The following is a 23,953-nucleotide window of genomic DNA, read 5'->3' on the forward strand; positions in this document are numbered from 1 at the left end:
GGTGCCGACGGTGGTGGTGGTGCTGGAGGCGCTGCCGCTGACGGCGAACGGGAAGGTGGACCGCAGGGAGCTGCCGGCGCCGGAGGCGGTGACGTCACCGGAAGACGCCTACGAAGCACCACGAGAGGGACTGGAAGCGAAGCTGGCGGAGGTGTTCAGCGAAGTGCTGGGAGCGAAGCGAGTCGGGAGGAAGGACGACTTCTTCGAGCTGGGAGGGCACTCGCTGCTGGCGACGCAGGTGGTGGCGCGAGTGCGTGCACTCACCGGTATCGACCTCCCACTGCGTGCCCTCTTCGAGGCCCCCTCGGTCGAACAGCTCGCGTCGTGGCTCGAAGTGTCCCGTGGTGACAGCCCGGCCCGAGACTGCGTGACGTTGCAGGCCGAGGGTACGGGCACGCCGGTGTTCTTCGTTCACGCGGTCGGCGGAGCGGTGGGGCCCTATCGGCTGCTCTCGCGGTGGATGGGGACGGACCGACCGGTCTACGCCTTCCAGTCGCCGGGGATAGACGGCACGGAGGCTCCACTCGAACACATGGACGCGCTCGTGCGGCGTTACGTGGCCGCGCTGCGCGCCGTACGACCCGAAGGCCCGTACGTGCTCGGGGGCTGGTCCATGGGCGGTGTCGTGGCCTTCGAGATGGCGCGCGAGCTGGAGCGGCAGGGACAGCGCGTCGAACAGCTCATCCTCCTCGACAGCTTCGCGTCCACGGACGAGCTGCTCACGCAAGGACCCGACGACGCGCTGCTCCTCGCGGGGATGGCGATGGACCTCGCGCGGACCGCGGGTGTCGAGTCGACGCTCCGGCCCGAGTCTCTCGCGGGGCTCTCCGAAGATGAGCAGCTCGCTCGGGTCATCGCGTATGCACGGGAGTCCGGGTGGCTTCCCCCCGAGGTCCAGGACTCGGACCTCCGGGCCTGGCGCGACGTGACCCGCGCGAACCTGCGGGTCCTGTCCACGTTCCGTCCAGGCGCCTACGGAGGCCCCGTGTTGCTGCTGCGCGCGAAGGACGCGAAGCGGGAGCGATCCGTGGAGCCGACCCACGGATGGTCTCGCTACGTGGACCCGGAGCAGCTCGAGGTCGAGGACGTCCCGGGCACCCACTACACCCTGCTGCACGCTCCGCACGTCCAGGCCCTGGCCGCGCGAATCGTGAAGCACGTCTCCGAGCCCTTCCTGCGGCAGGACGACGAACGGAACGAGGGCGCCTGAGGACTCCCCGGCGCCTCGCCCCGACGTGGGCACTCGCGCGACGAGTGCCTACTGCCGCGTCGCGAGGTGCTGGTCGAGCCGCGCGAGCGTCTGCTGGCCACCTTCGATGGCGTACTTCGCCGCCTGCTCGCGCGCTTCGACGGTGGGCAGCGTGTGCTGCATCGTGACGCGCGTCTTTCCCGCCTCGTCCTGGAAGGTGACGACGGCCTTGAACAGCACCTCGCCTTCCTTCGTGCCGTGATCCCACTCGAGCCGCTCGTTGGGGACGACCTTCGTGTAGACGATGTGGTTCGCGTAGTCGGTGCCATCGGGTCCGTGCATGGTGAACTTCCACGCGCCCCCCGGCCGCACGTCCTTGCTCACCGTGGTCGTGCGGAAGCCGTTCGGCCCCCACCAGTGGGAGATCATCTCCGCGTCGGTGAACGCCTGGAAGACCAGCGCGCGTGGGGCGCTGATGAGCCGCGACAGTTCCAGCTGACGCTTCGCGAGTTCGTTGAGGTCGAGCGCTGCGTTCATGGGGGGGCTCCTCGGTCCTTCTTCTTCGGGGTTGGAATCTTGCGGCCGCGCGCCGGGCGCTTCTGCCCCTGGACGTCGGCGAGATAGTCCTCGAGCCGGTCGAGGCTGGCCTCCCAGAACTCGCGATAGTCCTCGAGCCAGTCGGTCGCGTCCTTCAGCGGCTCCGGCGCGAGTCTGCAGGGGCGCCACTGGGCTTCGCGGCTCCGCGTGATCAGCCCCGCGCGCTCGAGCACCTTGAGGTGCTTCGTCACGGCGGGGAGGCTCATGTCGAAGGGTTGGGCGAGCTCCGTGACGGAGGTCTCCCCCTTCGAGAGCCGCGCGAGGATCGCGCGCCGGGTCGGGTCGGCGAGTGCGGCAAAGGTGGCGCTGAGTGGGTCGCTCGGCATGGCTTGATTAACCTTCTGTTAAAATAACCAATTGGTTAAATGAAAAGCAAGCGCGAATCGCGTCGAGCGTTCGCTGTGCGGTTCAGGGCTGCTGCGTCGAAACGCGCGGGGGCGGAGGCGGCGCGAAGGCCTCCACGAGTCCCTGGGTCATCGCGGTGGCGAAGACCTCCAGCGTGCGCTCCTCGCGCCAGCGCGCGGCCTCCTCGAAGTCGAGCGCGTGGTGCGTCTCCACGATGACCGAGGGCATCGTCGGCTTGCGCAGGACGAAGATCTGCCGGTGTGACGGCTCGCGGGACACGAAGACGCCGGGCTGCGCGGTGTCGGTGGCGTAGAGGCCCACGTAGTCCACGCCGTCGTAGTGGAGGAACCCGCCGCGCGACAGGTTCCGCGCCAGCGCTCGCGCCAGCTCCGCGCGGCGACCCTGGAGGGGGGCGGGCGCATCCTCGGACCAGAGCACGCTGAAGCCGGGCGTCGTGTCCTGGCGGTTGCACGAATGTCCCTCCGCGGGCGCCCACGGCTGCGACGTGCCTCGCGAGTCCGAGTGCAGGCTCACGAACACGTGCGCGCCCCAGCGCTCCGCATCGGCGAGCCGACTCGTATACGGCACCCGCTGTCCCGGCTCACGGCTGATGCGCACCTCGAAGTGCCCCGTGGCCACCAACCGCCGCGCCAGGTCCTGCGCCACGCGCAACGTGAAGACCTCCTCGTCCTCGCACGTGACGGAGCGGTTGCCCGTGTTCCCCTCGGCGCCGTGTCCCGCGTCCAGGTACACCCGACGTCGCGCGAAGCCCTCGGGCACGTTCGCGGGGACGTGCGTCAGCGTGGCTCCCGGCGCGGGCCACCTGGCCACGACAGGCGGCTCGACGACCGTCTCCGCCGCGCGCATCGGCCTGTGGGGAAGGGAGCCCCGTGTGCCTTCCACGGACCCACGGACGGCGCTCGGGTCGACGGGGAGCGAGCCCGGCCGCGCCGCCTGGGACAGGTGTGTCGAGGCATCAGGAGACACCTCGCTCGAGGCGCGCACGCAGGCGGTGCCCGTGAGCAGCAAGACTCCCAGTCCCCACACTCCAGCGGCGGATGTCGGCATGTCAGGTTCGACGCCTGTCGAGCGGGCGTCGTTCCGCAGTGTGGCCCGGAATGACGGGGAAGCGGAAGCCGGCCCGGGGAGCCCGCCTGCCCGGACGCCCTGTCGTCGCGCTTGCGTTTCCGTCGCGCATCGCGAAGAAGCGGGGAGCCATGTCCGTGGAGCGCCCGCAGCCCGATTCCTCCGCTGTCCCACTCTTCGCCACGGAAGGAGCCCTGCGCGCCTGGCTGCGCGAGCACGGCGTCGAGCACCTGTCCCGCCTGAGCCTCACGGTGCTGTCGCCCTTCGTGGACCCCGCGCTGCTGCCTCAGTCCCGCCCCGCGATGGCCCGCCGCAGGCTGGTGGAGATGCTCAGCGAGGAGGGCCGTACGCGCTGGACGCAGGAGTCCCTGCCGTCGCCGAAGATGAAGGACCTCCTGCCCCGGCTCGCGTGGCGCTTCGTCGAGGAGGAGCGCAAGCAGGCGGAGGAGACCCGCGCCACGCTCGCCGCGCGACTGGCGCCGCCCGAGGACCCGCGCACCCACCGTGTCCATGGCCTGTTGCTGGACCTGCGCTCCCGCGCGCCCGCCACCGTGGCCACGCGGCCCTTGCACGCGCTGCAGCTGGAGTCGCTCCAGCACGACGCCGAGCTCCCTGGCTTCCGCTTCCGCGAGACGCGCTGCTCGGAGCTGCCCTACGGCGCGCAGATGGGCTTCATCCTCCCCGAGGCCCGGCTGACCTTCACGCCCTCCGTGGTGCAGGGCGACTGCACCTGTGGCGCGCCGCCGTGTGTCCACCTGGTCGCCGCCATCGACACGGTGCTGTTGTGGCTGAACCAGCCGTGGACGGAGCGCTTCGGCGAGACGCTCGACGAGCTGGTGCGACCGGGGTGGGACCGCACGTTGAGGGCGCTGGAGCGCGCGCTCGATGAGGGCACGGGCAGCGGCGCGGCGGTGGAGGTCTCCTGGCGCGTCGACGTCATCGAGGGCTACGGCGTGGAGGTCCACCCGTACGTGCACCGGCGCAACAAGAAGGGCCAGCGCTCCACCGGAGCCAAGGTGAGTCGCCGCAAGCTGCTCCAGGAGCATGGCTCGCAGCTCTCCTCGCTCGACGCGCGCCTCGCGTCGCTGCTGCCGGATGGCGACGCACCCGCCTCGCGCGCGCTGCTGCTGGAGCTGGTGGACCATCCCCGGCTCTATCAGGAGGGGACGCAGGACCTGCTGGTCCAGGTGGATCGCGCCAAGGTGGGCATCGTCGCCTCTGAGCGGGGCGGCGCTGTCGTCGTCTCCGCGGGCGTGGACGGCGCGAGCCTGCCCGCGTCCATGGTGGACCGCGTGCGCCGCTCGAAGCCGGAGGAGGCCCTCTTCCTCTGGGACGAGGGCTCGCGCAGGCTCACCGTGCTGGACGCGGGACCGGAGGTCCGCGCGCTCGTCTCCGTGCTCCAGCGTCACGGCAATGTCTTCCCTCCCGAGAGCCACGGCGTGCTGCTGGAGAAGCTGGCGAAGCTCTCGGTGCGGCTGCCCGTGGCCATGCCTCGCGGTGTCATGGGCGAGAAGCTGCCCTCGCTCCAGCTCCCGGTGCTGCGCTTCGAGCTGGAGCCCGGCAGCGCGGTGCGCGTGGAGCTGCGCGTGCGGGCGCTCCCGGACAGCATCAGCTTCATCCCGGGCGAGGGGCCTCGGGACGTGTACCTGCGCCGGGGCCTGGAGCCCGTGCACACGGTGCGCGACTTCGTGAAGGAGCTCGCCGTGGTCCACGCGCTCCAGGCGAGCCTGCCCCTGGCCACCGCGGAGGCGCAGGCGCTGCCGTTCAGCTTCTCGTTCCCCAACGTCCAGGGCGCGCTCGGGCTCTTGTCCGCGTGTCAGTCGCTGGAGTCGCCGCCGGAGCTGGAGTGGGGTGGCTCTCCACTTCGCCTCGTGGGCTCTCGCGGGGCGAGCGCGCTGCGAATCACGGTGGAGCGCAAGCGCGACTGGTTCGGCGTGCTCGGAGGGCTGGCGGTGCAGGGCGAGCGCGTGGAGATGGCGCGGCTGTTGGACGCCGCGCGTCGCAAGGAGCGCTTCGTCCAGGTGAAGGACCAGACCTACGTGGAGGTCGAGGAGGCGCTGCGCCAGCACCTGGAGCGACTGGCGGACCACGCCCACCTTTCGCGCCACGGCTTGGAGGTGGGTCCGGCCGCGGCGGAGTCGCTGTCCGCCCTGGGCAGCGCGGGCGCGACGCTGGACGCGGACGCGACGTGGAGGGGGCTCGTCGAGCGCATCTTCGCCGCACGGGAGCTGAAGCCGAAGGTCCCCGCCACGCTGAAGACGGACCTGCGCGACTACCAGGTCGAGGGCTTCCGCTGGCTCACCCGGCTGGCCTCGTGGGGCGCGGGCGCGGTGCTCGCGGACGACATGGGGCTGGGCAAGACGGTGCAGGCGCTGGCCGTGTTGCTGGAGCGCTCGAAGCTGGGGCCCGCGCTGGTGCTCGCGCCCACCTCCGTGGCCTTCAACTGGATGGACGAGGCGAAGCGCTTCGCGCCGTCGCTGAAGATGCGGCTGTTCTCCGAGGCCGCGGACCGGGGCGGGCTGCTCGAACGTCTGGGTCCCCGCGATGTGCTCGTGCTGAGCTATGGCCTCCTGACGCGCGACATCGGCCGGCTGTCCGAGCTGCGCTTCGCCACGCTCGTCTTCGACGAGGCCCAGGCCTTGAAGAACGCGGGCACCCACCGCTTCCGCGCCGCGCGGGCGCTGCAGGCGGACTTCAAGTTCGCCCTCTCCGGCACACCATTGGAGAACCACCTGGGCGAGCTGTGGAGCGTCTTCTCGCTCGTCTTCCCCGGGCTGCTCGGCAGCCACGACGCCTTCCGCACCCGCTTCGCGATTCCCATCGAGCGCAGGGTGGACCCCACCGCGGCGCCCGCCCTGGCCAGGGTGCTGCAACCCTTCCTCCTGCGCCGCACCAAGGCCCAGGTGGAGGCGCAGCTGCCGCCGCGCACGGACATCCGCGTGCCCGTCGTCCTCTCCACCCAGGAGTGGACCATGTACGAGGACGCGCGGCTGGCGGCCCTCTCAGCGCTGGAGTCCGCGCCGGAGGTGATGCGCGAGCGGCAGTCACGTGAGCTGGAGCGCCGCTTCGAGGTGCTCGCCGCGCTCACCCGGCTGCGCCTGTTGGCCTCGCACCCGCGCCTCTACGACGCCGAGTCCCGCGTGGAGTCCTCCAAGCTGGAGCGCTTCATGGAGCTGGTCGAGGAGCTTCGCGCCGAGGGCCACCGCGCGCTCGTCTTCAGCCAGTTCACCTCGCACCTGGCCCTGGTGCGCGAGGTGCTGGACGCGCGGGGCATCCGCTACGACTACCTGGACGGCTCCTCCACCCCCAAGGCCCGAGAGCAGGCCGTGCGCTCCTTCCAGGAGGGCAGCGCGCCCCTGTTCCTCATCTCGCTCAAGGCCGGCGGCTTCGGCCTCAACCTCACCGCCGCCAACACCGTCATCCACCTGGACCCGTGGTGGAACCCCGCCGTGGAGGATCAGGCGTCGGACCGCGCGCATCGCATCGGCCAGGAGCGCCCCGTCACCGTCTACCGGCTGGTGGCGCGAGGCACCATCGAGGAGCAGATGCTGTCGCTCCACGAGCACAAGCGCGCGCTCGTCGCGGACGTGCTCGAGGGCAAGGACGGCGCCGGGCGGCTCTCCACGAAGGAGCTGCTTGGCCTCTTGTCCCAGCGCCTTGGGGGCCCCGACGAGGAGGAAGTCCCCCGGACGCGGCACTGAAGCGGGGCAGGGGAGCCCCGCAAAGACAACGGGCAGGTCCCTCGGTGAGGAACCTGCCCGCGTCAGGCTTCGAGTCGCTGAAGCCCGCGCTTTACGCGCGGACCTCGGGCGACCCGGGCTCGGTGGACGCAGGAGGCAGCGAGGCCTCCTTGCCCGGCTCGCCACCCGGAGTCCCCGCCGACGACTTGAACGGCGACGTCTCCAGCGCGGCCTTCAGGACCTCGTCCATCTGGCTGACGAAGATGAACTCCAGCTCGTTCTTCGCCTGGTCCGGCACGTCCACCAGGTCCTTGCGGCAACGCTCGGGCAGGATGACCCGCTTGATGCCCGCGCGGTGGGCCGCCAGCACCTTCTCCTTGATGCCGCCAACCGGCAGCACCAGGCCACGCAGCGTGGCCTCGCCCGTCATCGCCGTGTCGTGCCGCACCCGGATGCCCGTGAGCAGGCTGGTGAGCGCCGTCAGGATGGTGACGCCCGCGGAAGGACCATCCTTGGGGATGGAGCCCGCCGGGAAGTGCAGGTGGATGTCCGTCTTCTCCAGGAAGTTGGAGCTGATGCCCAACTGCTCGGACTTGCTGCGCAGGTAGCTCAGCGCCGCCGTCGCGCTCTCCTTCATCACGTCGCCGAGCTGGCCGGTGAGCGTCATGCCGCCCTTGCCCGCCATCTTCGTCGCCTCGATGAAGAGCAGATCGCCGCCGGCCGCCGTCCAGGCCAGACCCGTGGCCACGCCCGGAACCTCCGTGCGCTCCGCGACCTCCGAGTAGAACATCTCGGGCCCGAGGATCTCCTTCACGCGCTCGGCGTTGATGGTCTGCTTCTCCAGCTTCCCACCCGCGACCTCCACCGCCACCGCGCGGCAGATGTCCGCGATGCGCCGCTCGAGGTTACGCACGCCCGCCTCGCGGGTGTACGAGGTGGTCAGCGTCAGCAGCGCCTCATCGGTGATCTCGATGTGGTCCGGGTTGAGCCCGTGCTCCTTGAGCTGCTTGGGCACCAGGTGGATGCGCGCGATGCTCTGCTTCTCCTCGAAGGTGTAGCCCGACAGCTCGATGATCTCCATGCGGTCGCGGAGCGGCCCGGGGATGGGATCCAGCTGGTTCGCCGTGGCGACGAACATCACCTTCGACAGGTCGAACGGCACGTCGAGGTAGTGGTCGCTGAACGTGTTGTTCTGCTCCGGGTCCAGCACCTCGAGGAGCGCCGCGCTCGGGTCGCCACGGAAGTCGGCGCCGAGCTTGTCGATCTCGTCGAGCATCATGACCGGGTTCTTCGTGCCGGCCTTCTTCATGCTCTGGATGAAGCGGCCGGGCAGCGCGCCGACGTAGGTGCGCCGGTGGCCGCGGATCTCCGCCTCGTCACGCACGCCGCCCAGCGACAGGCGCACGAACTTGCGGCCCGTGGCCTTGGCCACGCTCTGACCCAGCGACGTCTTGCCGACGCCCGGAGGACCGACGAGGCACAGGATGGGCCCGCGCATGTCGTTCTTCAGCTTGCGGACGGCCAGGTACTCCAGGATGCGCTTCTTCACCTTCTTGATGCCGAAGTGATCCTTGTCGAGCTGCTGGCGCGCGTTCTCGATGTCGAGGTTGTCCTCGGACAGCTTCGACCACGGCAGGTCGGCGATCCAATCCAGGTAGGTGCGCGCGACGGTGTACTCGCTCGACGCCGCCGGAATCGTCTTCAGGCGGTTGAGCTCCTTGTTCGCGACCTTCTCCACCTCGGGAGGCAGGGCGGCCTTCTTCAGGCGCTCCTGGAGCTCGTCGAGCTCCTCCTCCTCCTCGCCCATCTCGCCGAGCTCTTCCTTGATCGCCTTGAGCTGCTGGCGCAGGTAGTACTCGCGCTGGGTCTTCGACATCTCGCCCTTCACGGCGGAGTCGATCTTGTTGGAGAGCTTGAGGATCTCACGCTTGCGGTTGAGCAGCTCGAGCACGAGCTTCATCCGCGCCTTGAGGTCCACCGTCTCCAGGACGGCCTGCTTCTCCTCGATCGGCACGTCCACGTTGGCGGCGATGAGGTCGGCCAGGTGACCGGGGTGGGTGATGCTCTCCACCAGCTCCGTGGCGGCGGCCGGCAGCTCGGGCATCAGCTCGATGACCTCGCGCGCCAGCTTCTTGAGGTTGATGCCCAGGGCCTCCACCTCGACGTTCTCCGCGGAGGTCTTGTCCTCCACCGCGTCGACGCGGGCCTTGAGGTACGGGGCCTCCTGCACCAGCTCCACGACACGGAAGCGGGCGAGTCCCTGGACGACGAGCGAGTAGTTGTCCTCGCCCATCTTCAGAAGCTTCACGATACGGGCCACCGTCCCCATGGTGTAGAGGTCGGCGGCGCCCGGATCCTCTTCCTCGGCGCGGCGCTGCGTGACGACACCGATGACCTGGTCGTCGCGCACCGCGTCCTTGATCAGGGCAATGGTCTTCTGACGGCCGACGGCCAGCGGGAGCACGCCGCCGGGAAAGAAGACGCTGTTCCGCAGGGGCAGGATCGGCAGCACCTGGGGAATGTCTTCCTTGTTGATGAGCCCCGGAGGGGCCATCGCGGTGGGCATTGCGCTCGCGGCGGTGCCCTTCTTCTTCTCATCGGACATGAAGTTCGGCCTCTTCCTTCTTCAAGCCCGGCCCTCCCTGCGACCGGACCGGTGAACATCTGTCGGTTTTCTGCGGCAGATGAACCAACGTAACAACCAAAACGCCCGTGGCAAACGCCGTGTGCGATTTTCCACGCTCAAGTCGGATGCCAGACGCTGCGTCCTTGTCTCGCGTCCAGGCCGGGGGTGGGGCATGCTCGCCCCCCCAGCCTCGCTGCGACGCACCGCCCGGGTGCGCCGCCTTCCCCCTCAGGAGGACGCCATGAAATCCAGAACCCGAGCCCCCCTGCTCCTGTTGCCGGCCCTCTGGGTGGCGTCCTGCACGTCGCCCGTCGACGAGGCCGGATCCACCCTGCCGGGCAAGTGTCAGAGCGAATCCCCGGTGGTGGCCCCGCAGAAGACGGACATCCTCTTCGTCATCGACAACTCCGGCTCCATGGCCGAGGAGCAGGCCGGAATCGCCACCGAGCTGCCCGCCTTCATCCAGGGCCTGCGGGAGGGCGGCGGCGTCACCCAGGACTTCCGCGTGGGGGTGATCACCACCTCCGTGTACCGCCGCGTCTTCACCCAGGGCCGGGAGTTCTACTCGGAGTATCCGAGGGAATCCGGCCTCCTGCAGCAGGTGCCGATGGCGAACGGGAGCGCGTCGGAGGACCGCTTCGTCGAGAGCTCGGATCCGGACCTGCTGGAGCGCTTCCGCTTGCTGGTGAAGCAGGGGACGAGTGGCAGCGGGCAGGAGTCCCCCTTCGAGGCCGCCCGACTGGCGGTCTCCGAGCCCCTGACCACCACCTCCATCGCCGAGGGTGGGAACGGAGGCTTCCTGCGGGACGGGGCGCGGCTGCTCGTCGTGGTGGTGACGGACGAGGAGGACTGCAGCTCCACCGCGCGGCCGCCGCCGGTCATCGTCACGGACGACACGTCGGTGGACAAGTGCCACGAGGGCGCGGGGCTGCTGACGTCGGTGGACGAGTACGCGGAGGTCTTCAAGAGCCTGCGCGACTCCAAGGGCGGACGTCGGGAGGTGCTGTGGGCGACGGTGGGCCCGGTGGCGCTGAGCGACAAGCGGGCGGAGTTCTTCCTCGATGAGTCGCCGCAGGGCACGTATGTGCGCAACGCGGACTGCCCCACGTCCTATGGGCCGGGCTTCCGTCACCGGGCGATGTCGGAGAAGTTCGACTCGGCGCTCGACAACCTGGATTCCATCTGTCGGGAGAGCTACCGCGACACGCTGCTGCGCATCGCGGAGCTGGCGGCGGTGGCGCAGAGCCTGGACGTGGTGAACCTGCCGGATCCGCGCCTGGCGCAGGTGGAGATCACCCGCGCCGGGGGCACGGTGGAGCGCTGCTCGGTGGCCGCGGGCGACCTGAGCTACGAGCCGTCCGGGGAGGACCGCCCCGCGCGGATCTACTTCGGCGGCAGCTGCCTGCGCCGCGCGGATGATCAGAAGGTCGAGGTGAAGGTCATCTGCGCCGGTTAGGTCCGCCGGAGGGGTGACGCCCAGGGGCTCGAAAACCCTGGCGTCGCCCCGGTGGATCCAAGCCATCACGTCGTGTCGCCGGGCCCGTCGCCGTGCGTCCTGTGCGGGCGCACGTCAGACCCTTGAGCATACTGAACCGTCGTGCAGGCGTGCGTTCGGTGTGTCGGGTCCTGGCGAGGAGGCGAGATGAGCGCGGTGGCGGAGCAGCGCAGTGGCGGCGCGGTGGTCGAGCAGCTTCGCGAGCGCATCCGCCAGTTGCAGGCGGCGCCGCGCAGCTACCTGGCGGTGTTGCGCACGGGGATGGAGGCGGTGGACGCGCTGCTGCCCTCGGGCGGCTTCCCGCTGGGGCAGGCGGTGGAGCTGTGTGGTGAGGCGGCCACCGGCAGGACGAGCCTGGCGCTGAGCGCGGTGGCGTCCGCGCATAGGGAGGCGCGGCTGTGCGCGTGGGTGGATGGACCGCGCGAGCTGTATGCCCCGGCGGCGGCGGCGCAGGGCGTGGACCTGGAGCGGCTGCTGCTCGTGCGGCCCAAGGCGCCCGAGCAGCGGGTGTGGGCGGCGGTTCAGCTGGCCCGGAGTGGGGCCTTCGCGTGCGTGGTGCTCGACCTGACGCGAGGGGTGGGCGCGACGGGGAGGCCGCCGCGGGTGGGGCTGGCCGAGGCGCGGAAGCTGGCGGACGCGGCGGAGCGTGGCGGCGGGCTGCTGCTGCTGCTGACCTCGCCGGAGGCTCCGGCGGATGGGGTGACGCGGCTGCGCACGGAGTCCCAGGGCGCGGAGGGCTGGGCGGTGGAGGTGGTGCGCAGCAGGCGCGGCGGCACGGGGACGCGGGCGGTGCTGCCGTGGAGCGCGCTGTACCCGGAGCTGGGGCTCGAGGAGGGGGGGCGGGTGCTGGACGTGGGGCCGGTGGACGCGGACGCGACGCCGGACTTCCTGCGGGAGACGCCGTGGGTGGCGCGCAACGGGCTGGGGCACCAGGGGCAGCGGTCCGGGCGGGATGGGGTGATGCCCTCGCTGCGGGTGGCGTCGGACGTGGCCTCGGCGGCGCACAACTGAGGGAGCCATGCGCAGGGCCTATCTGCATTTCACGCGCTTCCCGGTGCAGCGCAAGGTCATCGAGTGTCCGGAGCTGGCGGGCCGGCCCTTCGTGCTGGTGGAGGAGGCTCGCGGCCAGCGACGGGTGGTGGCGGCGTCCACGTCCGCGCTGAAGGCGGGCGTGCGGCCCGGGGTGACGCTCACCGCGGCGACGGCGCTGGAGCCGGGGCTGCGGCACTTCCCCTACCGGTTGGAGGAGGAGAAGCGGGCACTGGTGGCGCTGGGGGAGGCGCTGCTGAGCCTGGGGCCGGGCTTCCAGCTCTCCGCCCCAGATGGACTGTGGCTCGACGCGGGGGCCGCGCACCTGTCGGGAGGTGAGGCGGGGCTGTGCTCTCGGGCGTTGGCGTTGTGCGAGGGGCTGGGGTACCGGGCGCACGTGGTGGTGGCGTCGGAGGCGTTCACCTCGCGAGCGCTGGCGCGCTTCGGAGCGCGGCGGGTGGAGGTGGTGGCGCCGGGGGCGTCGGCCCAGGCGCTGGCGCCGTTGCCGTTGGCGGCGCTGGAGGGGCGGGAGTCCGCGCCGTTCTCCGCGTTGGGGCTGAGCACGTTGGGAGAGGTGGCCCAGCTGCCGCCGGGGGCGGTGGCGGCGCGGGGTGGGGTGATGGGGGCGCGGGCGCATGCGTGGTGTGGCGGGAGGGATGAGACGCCCTTCGTGGCGGAGGTGCTGGACGAGGTGCTGGAGGAGCGGCGGGTGTTGGAGTGGCCGGCGGAGTCGTTCGAGCCGTTGGGCTTCGCGCTGAAGATGTTGTTGGACCGGTTGGGGGCGCGGCTGGTGGGGCGGGGGCGGGCGGCGGTGCGCATCACCTTCACGTTGAAGCTGGACCCCACGGGGCAGCAGCGGGTGACGTTGTCGCTGGCGAGGCCCACGGCGGCGGCGAAGTTGTTGTTGGACCTGGCGCGGCACCGGCTGGAGGAGCTGCGGTTGGAGAACCCGGTGGCGGAGGTGTCCGCGCGGGTGGACGAGTTCTCCGAGGACCGGGGGCAGCAGCTCTCGTTGGGGGACGCGCCGGAGGGGGACGCGGCGCTGGAGGTGGTGTTGTCGCGGCTGGCGACGACGTTGGGAGAGGAGTCGCTGTGCTCGGCGGGGTTGGAGCCGGTGCATCGGCCGGAGGGCGCGCAGGGGACACGGGCGTTCCGCCCCCCCGAGGCTCGCAAGGGGTGGGGGGAGGCGCTGACGCCGGTGGAGCGGAGGGACGGTGGGCTGCGGGAGCGGCCGTCACGTTTGTTGGCGGAGCCCGCGTGGCTGGACGCGGAGCTGGGGGATACCGGTCGGTTGCTCGCCGCGCGAGTCGGCGGACGGCGTCACCGGGTGACGGCGGTGACGGGCCCCGAGCGCCTGGGCGGCGAGTGGTGGGCCGAGACGCCCTTCCAGCGCGATTACTACCGGGTGCACTTCGAGGGACTGGGGCCCGCCTGGGTGTTCCAGGACATGCGCGACGGCCGCTTCTACCTGCAGGGGTTGTTCGACTGAGCTATGCATGGTGACCATGCGCGCCCTCTCACTCCTCCTGCTGTCGCTGCTCGCCACCGCGTGTTCCGCGCCGCAGGTCCGGCCTCCGGGGGCCATCCGCAAGGTGGTCGTCGTGATCGGCACGCGCGTGGACTCGCTGCCCGTGGCGACCTATCGCGAGGACATGCTGGGGGAAGGCAATCCACGATCCGTCCTCATCGGCCAGACGCAAGCGGTGCTGCGTGAGCGCGGCTTCGAGGTGGTCGGCTCGCGCATCTCCGACGCACCATCCCCCTCCACCGGCGAGGTCGTCGCCCTCATCCGCGAGAACAAGGCCGAGGCCGCCGTCATCGTCGTGCTCAACTGGGTGGACGTGTCCTCCATCCGCGCCATGGGCCGCGCCGAGGTCTTCCTGGAGGCGGGCCTCGTGTCGCCGAACGGCGACCTGCTGTGGCGCAAGGACTCCCGCACCGTCTCGTCCATCAGCATGTACCAGTCGCAGACGGACTACAGCTCCTACCTGCGCAAGGCCGTCATCGACGCCGTCAAGGAAGTGCCCTGAGCCCCCTCAGGGCTTCGGCTGGGGGCTCGCCAGCCGAAGGTGCTCGTGCACCGTCTCCGCGCGGAGGTAGAGGAACTGCGCGTCGCCGAACGCCAGCGTGTCCCCGTCGTTGAGCGTCACCTGCGCGCGGAAGCCCAGCGGCGCGCCGTTGATCCACGTGCCGTTCATCGACTGCGCGTCCCGCACCTGGAAGCCACCCGTGGTCGCGTTCCAGCGCAGCGTCGCGTGGTGCTGCGACACGGACGGGTCCGGCACCACCAGGTCGCAGTCCGAGCGCCCCACGGTGAGCTCCTCCCCATCCACCTTGGGGTTCAGGAAGTGCACCTCCAGGTTGTCGAAGTCGCGGAGCATCGCGAGCAGCCGCTCCGTCATGCGCGAGCGGTGCGCCATGCCCACCGTGCGAGCGCCCGTCAGCTGCTGGGCGACGTTCCGGAAGACGGGATCCACGGGCTGCTGGATGAGCGCCACCGGACCGGACGCGGCGCGGAAGGCCTCCAGCGAGGCCGAGGCGAAGGGACGGAGCTGGTTCACGGACACCATGCCTCCCACCCTACGTCCAAGCGGGGGCCACGGGAAGTCGTGTGACAGTGCCCGCCAGGCCCCCTCATCGCCACATCACCAGCATGGCTTCCGACCCGAGGGCATGAAACCCTCACGCTTCATGCGGGTCCTCGTCACGGGCGCAGCGGGCTTCATCGGTCACCACGTCAGCGCGAAGCTGCTCGCCCGAGGTGACACCGTCATCGGCGTGGACAACCTGGACCCGTCCGGAGACGTCGCCCTCAAGCGCGCCCGACTGGCCCGACTCCGCTCGCTTCCCGGCGCGGAGCGCTTCACCTGTCACGAGGCGGACATCACCGACGCTCCCGCGCTCGCGGGAATCTTCCAACGGGAGCACCCCGAGCGAATCGTCCATCTGGCCGCGCGGGTCGGCGTGCGAGAGGCCGGAGCCTCCGCTTCGTCCTACGTGGACGCGAACATCGTGGGCTGGCTCCAGCTCCTGGAGCAGGGCCGCGCCGCGGGCGTCTCGCACCTGGTCTACGCGTCCTCCAGCTCCGTGTACGGCGCGGACACGCCGCCGCCCTTCCACGAGAGCGCCTCCGCCGACCATCCCCTCAATGTCTACTCCGCGACCAAGCGCGCCGGAGAGCTGCTGGCCCACACGTACAGCCACCTCCACGGCCTGCCCACCACGGGTCTGCGCTTCTTCACCGTGTACGGACCCTGGGGACGCCCGGACATGGCGCCGCTGCGCTTCCTGCGCGCCTTGAGAGCAGGGCGCCCCATCGACCTGTACGGCGAGGGACGCATGCTGCGCGACTTCACCTTCGTGGAGGACGTGGCGGAGGCGGTGCTGCGCGTCCTGGACCGTCCTCCCGTGGGGAGCCCTCCGTATCGACTGCTCAACGTGGGACGCGGGGAGCCCGTCTCCGTGCGGGACTTCGTCGCCGTGCTGGAGCGGCTCCTGGAGACCCGGGCCGTGCTGCGGCTCCTGCCCGCGCAGGCCGGGGAGATGGACTCGACCTGGGCGGACCCCGCGGCCCTGGAGCGCGAGACGGGCTTTCGCCCCCGCGTGTCCGTGGACGAAGGGCTCGCGGCGCTCGTGACCTGGGCGCGCGAGCACTCCGTCCCCTGAGCTAGCGTCCGTGCCTTCGTCACCCGGGCCGGCAGGTGGCCTGCTTCCCGCTCGAGGCTCCTGGTCCTCCAGGAGGAGTGTCGTCATGTCCCGCAATCATCGCGTGCGCTTGCGTCTCACCTTCTTCGCGCTGCTGCCGCTGCTCGGCGCCTGCTCGGACTCCCGCGAGCCTTGCGTCCGTGACTCCCAGGCGGCCTTCGCCCCCGCGGACTTCCTCGATGATCACCTCCGGGCGCGGCGCGTCGACTGCGGTTTCCAGAGCGGCGTGAGCGAGCTGGCCGTGGGGGCGGATGGCACCACCTGGCTCCGCCGCGGCGAGTACGAGGACCGGGGCGAGGACACCTTCTTCTTCCCGCCCGTCAAGCGCCTGTCGCAGGTGGACGCGGAGGGCGGGTGGCGGGGCGAGCTGTCGCTGCCGGACTTCGTCCACCACCATGTGGTTCATCCCAGCGGAGAGCTCACCGTCTTCGGCTGGGAGCGCGAGGAGGACCCGCTCGCCATCCAGGTGCGCCGCATCCGACCGGATGGAACCGTCGTCGCGCAGCGGCGCTTCACCCACGCGATTCCTCCGGAGGCGCGCATGGACTTCATCGCCCTGCCGAACGGCGCCCTGGGACGGGCGCAGCTCCCGGACTCCGAGCGCAACGCCGCCATCATGCTGGCGCGGGCGGATGGAGAGGAGGCCGTCCTCCTCCTGGCGCTCGACGGCATCCGCGTGGGGCGGCTCGACGCGCGCCTGGAGACCCTGTGGCTCAGCCCCGTGGCGCCCTCGGTGGCCCTGAAGGACTTCTCCACCTGGGAGCAGATGGAGGCCGTGGGCGCCCCCTGGGTCGGCTGGGGCCTGGACGTGGACGAGCAGCACCAGGTCCACGTCGCCACGCCGCTGATGGACCTCCAGCGGCGCGCCTACGAGGAGTCCTTCGAGCGCGAGCCCAGGGGCGCGACGGGACGCGCCTTCCTCCTGTCCTCCTTCTCGCCCACGGGCGCGTTCGTCTCCGCGCGCGCCGTGTCCGCGCCCGAGCCCCAGGAGATCGTCGGCCTGGTGGTGCGGGCCGGCACCTTCGCGCTCGGCGCCAGCGAGCGGGCGCTGGTGGGCGGCAGGACCCTCTCCCCGGACCTGTACTTCGCCTCCGGACGCCTCGACGGCGCCGCGGAGGACGACCTCGTGCGCGCCCTCGACGTCGAGCGCGACGACATGCCCGTGTCCTTCGTCGCCTGCGGTCAGGCGCGTTACTGCTTCGCGGGCGACACGGGCTTCGCGCAGGACTCCACGGACCCCGAGCAGCGCAAGAGCAAGGGCTTCCTGCTCACGGTGGACGCGAGCGGCCAGCAGCAGGGCCTGTTCCAGCTTCGGCGAGAAGAGGCCGTGCACGTCCTCATCGCCAGACAAGGCGTGGGGGACTCGGTGGTGTTCGCGTTCGGCATCGACGGCTCCCGGACCACGGGGGGGCCCGGGAGCCGCGCGAAGTCCAACGAGACGTGGGTCGGCATCCTCTCGCCGCCCTGAGGCTCACCCGCTCGTCACCTCCACCTGTCCGTGCTCCACGCGCCAGCACTCACTGGTGCAAGCGCGCGCGAAGGTGGAGTCGTGGCTCACCAGCAGCAGCGCGCCGGGGTACTCGCGCAGGGCCGCCTCCAGTCGCTCGATGGAGGGCAGGTCCAGGTGGTTGGTGGGCTCGTCGAGCACCAGCGCCCAGGCGTGCTGACCCAGGCCCCGCGCGATGAGCAGCTTGCGCACCTCGCCCGGGGACGGCTGCTCCGAGCCGAGCAGTCGCTCCGGGTCCACGCCGAGCGCGGCGACGAGGGACAGCACGCGGCCCTTCTCCTCGGGAGGCAGCGCGCGCACCGCGTCCAGGGTGGCCCGGGCCTCCTCGGCGCCCACGTCCTGCGGCAGGTACAGGATGCGCTCGCGCGGCACGCGGGTGTTCTCCAGCAGCGCGCGCACCAGGGTGCTCTTGCCCGCGCCATTGGGGCCCTCGATTCGCACGCGCGCCTCGCGGCCCACCGACAGCTTCACCGGACCCAGCAGCGGCACGTCCCCCACGCGCAGCTCCGGCACGTCCAGCGTGATGAGCCACGGGTTGGGCGAGCGCACGTAGTCGACGAAGACGGAGCGGCCCATCGTCTTGTCCGCGTGGAACTCGCCCACCGCGTCGCTGACCCGCTCCAGCTCCCGACGGAGGATGCCCACGCGGCGGCCCGCGTGGTTCTCCGCCCAGCCCGCGACGACGGACGCGCCCATGGAGCGCGCGTCGTTGTCGTTCTTGTCCTTGAGCCGCTTGCGGGTGCTGCGCGCCGCGTCCGCGGAGGCCTGCTCGCGCCGGGCCTGGTCCAGCATCCGGGCCGTGCGCTTCTGCTCCGCTCTGGCCTGCTGATAGGCGCCCAGCTCGGCTTCACGCTCGGCCTCCCAGTGCTGCTTCGCCGCCAGGTAGGCCCCGGGCCACAGCCGCGCGTCGCCGCCGTGCACGCGCAGGGTGTTCGTGGTGAGTGACTCGAGCAGCGGCCGGTCATGCGACACCACCACGCCCACGCCCTTGAAGCGCTTGAGCGCGGAGACGAGCCAGGCCCGGGCCTCGGCGTCCAGGTGGTTGGTGGGCTCGTCGAGCAGCAGCACGTGCGGCTCGGCCGCGAGCGCCGCGCCCACCTGCCAGCGCTTGCGCTCTCCCGGTGACAGCGTGGACCAGCGCTCCAGCGCGGAGACGTCCAGGCCCAGCTGTCCATGCAGCCGCCGCGCGAGCGAGTCCCACGACTCGGCGAACTCGGTGATGTCGGGCGTGAGCGCCTCGACCTCCTGACGGCACAGCCGCAGGGTGGGGGAGGGCGGCTCGAACTGGAGGTGCCCCTCGGTGGGCGTCAGCTCTCCGGCCAGCAGGCGGAGGAGCGTGGACTTGCCGGCGCCATTGGCGCCCACCAGGCCCGTCCAGCCCGCGGGCAGGTGGAAGTCGACTTCGGAGAGGACGGTGACAGCGTCGGAATAGGCGTACGACACGCGATGCGCGCGGAGGGATGACATATGAGGCGAACTCCTGAATCCAGGGCGCGAGCACGCACGAGGCGGCTCAGCGCGATGACGACTCGAACGACCTGGGACTCAGCGGCTCTGCCTCAAGGGTGAATCGACCTCGCGTAGGGAGGGGTTGTCAGGCCCTCCGGTGGATGCGTGCCTTCAATCTATGACGCTCGCCGGGGTGGATTGCAACCCCGACGTGCCCGCCGTCCAGCTCCGACGGCGGGCGTGAAGCCTTCCAGACAGCGGCGGCTACTCGTCCTGCTCGGTGGGCGGGCGAGGGCGCCGAGGCGGCACGGCGGGGACGCCGGCGAGCGTGGCGGACTCGGAGAGCACGTTGCCCCGGGCAATCGCCTGCGCGCTGAGGGCCGCGGCGGTGGGCACCTGCCGCTGCGCGGGGACCTTCGCCTTGGCGGCCTCCTCGTCCTTGAAGAAGACCTCCTTGAGCGCGGAGACGGCGCCGAGCGTGGCGGTGGCCTCGTAGGGGATGAACATCTTGTTGTCCCCCTTGCTCATCTCCTGGAGGGTCTCCATGTAGCGCAGCGCGAGCACCTCGGGGGTGGCGCGGCCGTTGTGGATGGCCTCGAAGGTGAGGCGCGTGGCCTCCGCCTTGCCCTCGGCCTCCAGCATGGTGGCGCGCTTGTGGCCCTCGGCGCGGGCAATCTCCGCGTCGCGCTCGGCCTCCGCGCGCAGGATTCGGGAGATCTTCTCGCCCTCGGCCTGGAGGATGGCGGCGGCCTTGTCGCCCTCGGCCTTGGTCACCTCGGCGCGGCGCTCGCGCTCGGCGGTCATCTGCTTGGCCATGGCGGACTTGATGGCCTGGGGCGGCTCGATCTCACGCAGCTCCACGCGCGTCACCTTCACGCCCCACTTCTCCGTGGCCTCGTCCAGCACCATGCGCAGGCGCGTGTTCACCGTCTCGCGGCTGGTCAGCGTCTGGTCCAGCGTCAGGCCGCCCATGACGTTGCGCAGGTTCGTCATCGTGAGCTGCTCGATCGCCAGCGCCAGGTTCTCCACCTGGTACAGCGCCTTCGCGGGGTCGACGATCTGGTAGTAGATGACCGAGCCGACCTCCATGTTGACGTTGTCGTGGGTGATGACCTGCACCGTCTCGAAGCCCATGACCTGCTCGCGCAGGTCCACCATGTTGCTGCGCATGTAGCGGTTGCCCGTGCGCATCTCGATGGGGCGGGGGCTGTCGATGAACGGGATGAGGATGTTCAGCCCGCTGGTGGCCACATCGTGGAACTTGCCCAGACGCTCCACCACCATGACCTTGGCCTGGGGAACGATGCGCACGCAGGTGTAGAGCAGGAAGCCCAGCGCGCCCACCACGGCGAGTAGAAGTACGACCGTCCCTGCGTCCATCAGCGCTTCTCCTGGTTCTGTTCCCCGGGGGGAACCGATGACAGCGTCGCCGAGGGGCGGCGCACCCAAAGCTTGAGTCCTTCGACCTGCTCCACGGTGACCAGCTCGCCCGCGAGGATGGCGCCCGTCAGCGAGCGGGCCATCCACAGCTCGCCGTTGATGCGCACCGTGCCCCCGTGGGGCGCGTCGATGGCCTCCGTCACCACGGCCTCCTGACCGACCATGGCCTCGATGCCCGTCTTCAAGTGCGAGGCATCCCGCATGAAAACGTTCTTGAACAGGGTGCGCGAGGCGGTGATCAACCCGATGGCCACGGCGCTGAAGAGCGCGAGCTGGACGATGAAGGTCAGCCCCAGGCCCGCGGCGAGCGAGGCGACGAGCGCCCCGGCCGAGAACCACACGAGCCCGAAGCCGGTCAGCTTCAGCTCCAGCACCCCGAAGACGAGGGCGGCGGCGACCCAGAGCTGCCATGCGGAGGGGAACAGGTCCATGAAGGTCTCTTTGTCAGTCGATTCCCCTCCCTGTCAAACGGGGGTCGGCCGGGACGAAAGCGTCCTTCAGGACTGAGAGGGCCAAAGGCGCCGCGTCCCCTCAACGCCGGACCTTTCCAGGCTATTTCACCCGGAACAGCTCCCGCGTCTCGACGATGGGCTGATAGCCGCCCACGGTCCGGGTGAAGAGCAGTCGCTGGGGGACGCCCGTGCTGTCGCAGTCCAGGGCCTCCAGGGCGAGTGTCTCCTTGAAGACGAGCGTGTGCTGGAGGGGTTTGGAGTGGGAGGTGGTCTTCTCGATTCCGACGGTGCGGGGTGGCTCCTGGGGGCGGACGGGGTAGGACTTGGCGGGGCGGCGGGTGACGATGAACTCCACCTTGGCGGGGGAGCGCTCCAGGTCGAGCACGTAGTCGCTGGTGTCCCTGTGGCTGGGGCCCACGGTGTCCGGGGTCAGGCTGTCGAACTGCACGTGGGTGTCCGCCCAGTAGGCGCCCTGGTCATCGCGGTGGAAGCGCACGGTGAGCGTGTAGTTGTTCTTGAGCAGGGCGTCATTGGCCATGCGGACCAGCGGGTCCTTGAGCTGCGCGTCGGTGAGAGGTGTCTGCCATTCCTTGAACACGCGCCCCTTGTAGGTGCCCAGGTACAGCTCGCGGTTGACGCCACAGGGGGCGGGCTTGCGGGAGGCGTAGCGCGTTTCCGCGCCCTGGCCCGGCGACGGGAACAGCAGGGCGGACGCGAGGATGAACAGGAAGGGAAGGGCGAAGCGGTTGAGGCCGTGCGACGACATGGGTCCTCCTCGTCGGGAGATGACGGGGCGACATGGGCCGATGCCGCCCTCCGGAGCGACTCGCGCCAGGAATGGGGCGAGAGCCGAGCGGACGACGACGGTAGGCACCGCGCACGGGCGTGACAGGGATTCTCAGGAGTTGAGCGTTGCTGCGCGGACAGCCTCGCGGGGTGTGGCGCGCGCGTGTCCGAGGTCGAACGAGGACCTCGGACGAAGGGCTGTCTGGAAACGTCGTGGCTACGGGCTCAGGGTCATGAAGAGCTCGGCGATGCCGTCCACGACCTGCGGTTGGTCCTGGGGCTCCGCGCGGAAGCCACACTTCTCGAGGACGCGGACGGAGCCGACGTTGTGGACGGCGACGCACGCGTGCAGCGGACGTGTCGGCTCCACCGTCAGGAACTCCGAGAGCGCGCGGGTCGCGATGCCGCGGCCCCAGTGCTCCCTGCCAATCCAATAGGCGATGAGCCGCTCGCCGTGCTGCTCCCAGCTGCTGATGTACCCGGCGACCTGGCCGTCGACGACGATGGTGCGGGTGACGTTCTCGGGGCGGAGGACCTTCGTGCGCCAGTGCGTCATGAAGGCCTCGCGCTCCCGGGACGGGAAGGCGGCCATGTGCAGCGCGACCGGGTCGCGTTGGTGCTCGAAGAAGAGGGGGAGGTCTTCGTCCGTGACGTCGCGCAGGTGCATCAAGAGGGTCCAGCCTCCGTGAGTCGGGTGCCGCGGGCGACTGTAGCCCGCGGCCCCGCTCGCGATGACTGGAATGCAAGGTGGGGGAGGGCGGCCCGAGCGCGACCGCCCTCACGTCCTCATCGGCCCGAGGGGAGCGTCCCCGCCTTCAGGCTGCTCTGGTAGTCCACCTGCCACCGCGCGGGGAGCCGCGCGAGCAGCTCCGCCGTCAGCGCCGCCCGGTCCTTGAACTCGTAGGCGCGCTGCATGGTGACGTCGCCGACCAGGAAGCCGTTGGCGTACAGCGTGCTGCCCTTGGCCTCGCGCTTCTCCTGGAGCGAGCTCCGGTCGAGCTTCAGGTTGTGCACGGCACCCGCGAACATCTCGCGGTCCGCCTTCACCAGGGTGGAGATGCCCGAGTCGGTGAGGACGCGGTTGCCGACCTTCAGCTCCTCCGCCCACACCACCCCGCGGTCCGGCGTCATCACCGGGTGGGTGCCCGTCAAGAGCAGGTCATGGCCCACGTCGTCGCGGAGGCGGACCATCTCGATGCTCTCGGTGCCCACCGTCGTGTCCGCCACACGCAGCGCCTGGCCCGAGCCGTCCGTCACCACGCGGGCTCCCCGGGCGATGCGCTCGATGGGGGCGCTCTTTCCTCCCGCGAGCTTCACCTGGGTGCCCGCCGCCAGACAGCTGTAGGAGATCTGGATCTTCGGCATGCACACCATGCTCGGCGTGAAGGTGGGCGACGAGGAGAACTGCTTGGTGACCTGCGTGGGCCTCCCCAGGCGGTTCATGGTCACGTCGATGCTCATGAACAGGTCCACGTCCTCGTAGGGCTGGAAGAAGACCCCGGTGAAGACGCCCTGGTTCTGGGGGATGTCCCACTGCACCTGCCGTGGGTCCGAGGGGTTGATGGTCAGCCAGTTGAAGAAGGTACCGAAGGCCATCTCCCGAGGACCACCGCTCTCCTCGACGAGCTTGGCGTACGTGCCCGGCGTGTTGTTGATGCTCGTCACCGGGAAGGGGAAGGTCATCGTCCCCTTCAGCGGAATCTGCACCTGCTGGAAGTTGACCATCGGGTAGTCACAATCGCCGTTGTTGCGCTGCAGGCAGATGGTGACGATGTTGTCCGGCCTCGCGGCGGGTGCCAGGTCCCTGGGGTGGACGATGTCGCAGCCCGGCGACGGCGAGACAGTGGCCGACTTGTAGAGGACGTACTCCTGGCCGCCGAAGGAGACCAGGCTGGCCGAGTCGACGTAGAGCAGCGGATCCCGGGTCAGCGGGAGCGCTCCCGTGGCGCGGGCCCACAGCTTGCGTCCATCGGCATAGACCTCGCCCCACCCATAGTCAGACACCTGGTTCTGCTGGGTCTCGTCCCAGACCACCACGTCCAGGAAGCTGTAGTCCGCGCCTCCCTGCACGGTGGAGAATGCCGTCGCCTCGAAAGTCCTCCCGTCCGGCCCGACGATGACCTTGCCGATCAAGTGGTCCCTGGGGGCCTCCGGGGAGACCTGGGCGCTCACGCCCTGCCTGCGCGCGGCGTGGCGCTCGCGCACCGACTGGAGCATGGCGAAGAACTGGGGATACTTCTCCGGGGTCTTTCCCGCGGCCGCTACCCGAGCGCGGAGGAAGCGGTACTGGGCCTCGTCGGACAGGTCCAGCGCGACGACACCACCGTGCCTCGCGGCCAGTGCTCGCACCTGGGACAGGTCTCCGGGGCGCAGCTCGTTCGAGCCCGGCGCCTCGGTGGGGCTCTGCCCGGAGTCCTGGGGGCTCTCCTTCTGGCATCCAGCCAGGGCGAGGCTCACGGTGAGCAGCAACGACAAGGGAGCAGCATGTCTGCAAAGACGTCGTGACATGGTCTACCTCTGGGGGTGGGACTGCGGTGAGAGCGGCCGTGCCAGTGCACGCGTGTCCG

At 70.5% G+C, this 23,953-nt stretch carries 19 protein-coding genes; 8 read left to right on the top strand and 11 right to left on the bottom strand.

What is annotated here, in order from left to right; genetic code table 11:
* The coding region (locus K8625_RS15930; RefSeq protein ID WP_223783178.1) for an alpha/beta fold hydrolase at positions 1-1,210 on the top strand (1,210 nt) is incomplete at its 5' end.
* A gap of 48 nt (positions 1,211-1,258) precedes the next feature.
* Here the strand turns inward: K8625_RS15930 and K8625_RS15935 are convergent.
* The 3 genes from K8625_RS15935 to K8625_RS15945 form a co-directional block, all read right to left on the bottom strand.
* Complete coding sequence (locus K8625_RS15935) at positions 1,259-1,726, bottom strand: SRPBCC family protein (RefSeq protein ID WP_046713612.1); 468 nt, start codon at positions 1,724-1,726, stop codon at positions 1,259-1,261.
* Positions 1,723-2,112 (bottom strand): helix-turn-helix transcriptional regulator, encoded by a 390-nt coding sequence (locus K8625_RS15940; RefSeq protein WP_223748777.1) that lies wholly within the window; start codon positions 2,110-2,112, stop codon positions 1,723-1,725. Before K8625_RS15940 ends, K8625_RS15935 begins: the two co-directional genes overlap by 4 nt.
* Positions 2,113-2,194: 82 nt before the next feature.
* Positions 2,195-2,962, bottom strand: coding sequence for an N-acetylmuramoyl-L-alanine amidase (locus K8625_RS15945; RefSeq protein ID WP_223783179.1), 768 nt, complete (start codon positions 2,960-2,962; stop codon positions 2,195-2,197).
* Between the two features lie 386 nt (positions 2,963-3,348).
* Between K8625_RS15945 and K8625_RS15950 the strand changes: the two genes are divergently transcribed.
* Positions 3,349-6,918, top strand: a complete 3,570-nt coding sequence (locus K8625_RS15950) for a DEAD/DEAH box helicase (protein ID WP_223783180.1) — start codon at positions 3,349-3,351, stop codon at positions 6,916-6,918.
* Between the two features lie 91 nt (positions 6,919-7,009).
* On the opposite strand, the gene lon is transcribed toward K8625_RS15950, so the two are convergent.
* On the bottom strand, positions 7,010-9,502 hold the full coding sequence (gene lon / locus K8625_RS15955) for an endopeptidase La (RefSeq protein ID WP_141332086.1): 2,493 nt from the start codon (positions 9,500-9,502) through the stop codon (positions 7,010-7,012).
* A gap of 262 nt (positions 9,503-9,764) precedes the next feature.
* Between lon and K8625_RS15960 the strand changes: the two genes are divergently transcribed.
* The 4 genes from K8625_RS15960 to K8625_RS15975 all read left to right on the top strand — a co-directional run bounded on the left by K8625_RS15960 (position 9,765) and on the right by K8625_RS15975 (position 14,077).
* Complete coding sequence (locus tag K8625_RS15960; protein WP_223783181.1) at positions 9,765-10,979, top strand: vWA domain-containing protein; 1,215 nt, start codon at positions 9,765-9,767, stop codon at positions 10,977-10,979.
* A 186-nt stretch (positions 10,980-11,165) separates the two neighbouring features.
* Complete coding sequence (locus tag K8625_RS15965; RefSeq protein ID WP_223748773.1) at positions 11,166-12,029, top strand: ImuA family protein; 864 nt, start codon at positions 11,166-11,168, stop codon at positions 12,027-12,029.
* 7 nt (positions 12,030-12,036) lie between these two features.
* The gene (locus K8625_RS15970; RefSeq protein WP_223783182.1) at positions 12,037-13,536 is read left to right on the top strand and encodes a DNA polymerase Y family protein; all 1,500 of its coding nucleotides are present in this window, start codon (positions 12,037-12,039) and stop codon (positions 13,534-13,536) included.
* A gap of 16 nt (positions 13,537-13,552) precedes the next feature.
* Positions 13,553-14,077 (top strand): hypothetical protein, encoded by a 525-nt coding sequence (locus tag K8625_RS15975; protein WP_141332672.1) that lies wholly within the window; start codon positions 13,553-13,555, stop codon positions 14,075-14,077.
* Between the two features lie 6 nt (positions 14,078-14,083).
* On the opposite strand, the gene K8625_RS15980 is transcribed toward K8625_RS15975, so the two are convergent.
* On the bottom strand, positions 14,084-14,617 hold the full coding sequence (locus tag K8625_RS15980) for an FHA domain-containing protein (protein ID WP_046713622.1): 534 nt from the start codon (positions 14,615-14,617) through the stop codon (positions 14,084-14,086).
* Between the two features lie 121 nt (positions 14,618-14,738).
* Between K8625_RS15980 and K8625_RS15985 the strand changes: the two genes are divergently transcribed.
* Both K8625_RS15985 and K8625_RS15990 read left to right on the top strand, forming a co-directional pair.
* Entirely contained in the window at positions 14,739-15,713 is a 975-nt protein-coding gene (locus K8625_RS15985; protein ID WP_223748785.1) for an NAD-dependent epimerase/dehydratase family protein, read from the top strand.
* 85 nt (positions 15,714-15,798) lie between these two features.
* Positions 15,799-17,220 carry a hypothetical protein gene (locus K8625_RS15990; protein ID WP_223783183.1) on the top strand — a complete coding sequence of 474 codons (1,422 nt, stop codon included), beginning with the start codon at positions 15,799-15,801 and terminating at the stop codon, positions 17,218-17,220.
* A 3-nt stretch (positions 17,221-17,223) separates the two neighbouring features.
* Here the strand turns inward: K8625_RS15990 and K8625_RS15995 are convergent, their stop codons facing one another.
* From K8625_RS15995 to K8625_RS16020, 6 genes are all read right to left on the bottom strand, one after another.
* Positions 17,224-18,726, bottom strand: a complete 1,503-nt coding sequence (locus K8625_RS15995; protein ID WP_223783184.1) for an ATP-binding cassette domain-containing protein — start codon at positions 18,724-18,726, stop codon at positions 17,224-17,226.
* Positions 18,727-18,972: 246 nt separating this feature from the next.
* The gene (locus K8625_RS16000) at positions 18,973-20,088 is read right to left on the bottom strand and encodes an SPFH domain-containing protein (RefSeq protein WP_141332670.1); all 1,116 of its coding nucleotides are present in this window, start codon (positions 20,086-20,088) and stop codon (positions 18,973-18,975) included.
* Positions 20,088-20,579, bottom strand: a complete 492-nt coding sequence (locus K8625_RS16005; RefSeq protein WP_141332669.1) for an NfeD family protein — start codon at positions 20,577-20,579, stop codon at positions 20,088-20,090. Before K8625_RS16005 ends, K8625_RS16000 begins: the two co-directional genes overlap by 1 nt.
* A 121-nt stretch (positions 20,580-20,700) precedes the next feature.
* Positions 20,701-21,366: a hypothetical protein gene (locus K8625_RS16010; RefSeq protein WP_223783185.1), complete on the bottom strand. Its 666-nt coding sequence runs from the start codon at positions 21,364-21,366 to the stop codon at positions 20,701-20,703.
* Positions 21,367-21,603: 237 nt separating this feature from the next.
* Complete coding sequence (locus K8625_RS16015; protein ID WP_141332535.1) at positions 21,604-22,053, bottom strand: GNAT family N-acetyltransferase; 450 nt, start codon at positions 22,051-22,053, stop codon at positions 21,604-21,606.
* Between the two features lie 119 nt (positions 22,054-22,172).
* A complete protein-coding gene (locus K8625_RS16020; protein ID WP_223783186.1) occupies positions 22,173-23,894 on the bottom strand; it encodes a Hint domain-containing protein in 1,722 nt (573 codons plus the stop codon).
* Positions 23,895-23,953 lie beyond the last annotated feature (59 nt).

This window comes from Myxococcus sp. AS-1-15, assembly GCF_020037055.1.
In the GTDB taxonomy this organism is placed as follows: Bacteria; Myxococcota; Myxococcia; order Myxococcales; family Myxococcaceae; genus Myxococcus; species Myxococcus fulvus.

Excerpts from the sequence above, each read along its gene's own strand:
- K8625_RS15935 (WP_046713612.1), bottom strand. The coding sequence starts at position 1,726 with ATGAACGCAGCGCTCGACCTCAACGAACTCGCGAAGCGTCAGCTGGAA.
- K8625_RS15940 (WP_223748777.1), bottom strand. The coding sequence starts at position 2,112 with ATGCCGAGCGACCCACTCAGCGCCACCTTTGCCGCACTCGCCGACCCG.
- K8625_RS15950 (WP_223783180.1), top strand. The coding sequence starts at position 3,349 with ATGTCCGTGGAGCGCCCGCAGCCCGATTCCTCCGCTGTCCCACTCTTC.
- lon (WP_141332086.1), bottom strand. The coding sequence starts at position 9,502 with ATGTCCGATGAGAAGAAGAAGGGCACCGCCGCGAGCGCAATGCCCACC.
- K8625_RS15960 (WP_223783181.1), top strand. The coding sequence starts at position 9,765 with ATGAAATCCAGAACCCGAGCCCCCCTGCTCCTGTTGCCGGCCCTCTGG.
- K8625_RS15965 (WP_223748773.1), top strand. The coding sequence starts at position 11,166 with ATGAGCGCGGTGGCGGAGCAGCGCAGTGGCGGCGCGGTGGTCGAGCAG.
- K8625_RS15970 (WP_223783182.1), top strand. The coding sequence starts at position 12,037 with ATGCGCAGGGCCTATCTGCATTTCACGCGCTTCCCGGTGCAGCGCAAG.
- K8625_RS15975 (WP_141332672.1), top strand. The coding sequence starts at position 13,553 with ATGCGCGCCCTCTCACTCCTCCTGCTGTCGCTGCTCGCCACCGCGTGT.
- K8625_RS15980 (WP_046713622.1), bottom strand. The coding sequence starts at position 14,617 with ATGGTGTCCGTGAACCAGCTCCGTCCCTTCGCCTCGGCCTCGCTGGAG.
- K8625_RS15985 (WP_223748785.1), top strand. The coding sequence starts at position 14,739 with ATGCGGGTCCTCGTCACGGGCGCAGCGGGCTTCATCGGTCACCACGTC.
- K8625_RS15990 (WP_223783183.1), top strand. The coding sequence starts at position 15,799 with ATGTCCCGCAATCATCGCGTGCGCTTGCGTCTCACCTTCTTCGCGCTG.
- K8625_RS15995 (WP_223783184.1), bottom strand. The coding sequence starts at position 18,726 with ATGTCATCCCTCCGCGCGCATCGCGTGTCGTACGCCTATTCCGACGCT.
- K8625_RS16000 (WP_141332670.1), bottom strand. The coding sequence starts at position 20,088 with ATGGACGCAGGGACGGTCGTACTTCTACTCGCCGTGGTGGGCGCGCTG.
- K8625_RS16005 (WP_141332669.1), bottom strand. The coding sequence starts at position 20,579 with ATGGACCTGTTCCCCTCCGCATGGCAGCTCTGGGTCGCCGCCGCCCTC.
- K8625_RS16010 (WP_223783185.1), bottom strand. The coding sequence starts at position 21,366 with ATGTCGTCGCACGGCCTCAACCGCTTCGCCCTTCCCTTCCTGTTCATC.
- K8625_RS16015 (WP_141332535.1), bottom strand. The coding sequence starts at position 22,053 with ATGCACCTGCGCGACGTCACGGACGAAGACCTCCCCCTCTTCTTCGAG.
- K8625_RS16020 (WP_223783186.1), bottom strand. The coding sequence starts at position 23,894 with ATGTCACGACGTCTTTGCAGACATGCTGCTCCCTTGTCGTTGCTGCTC.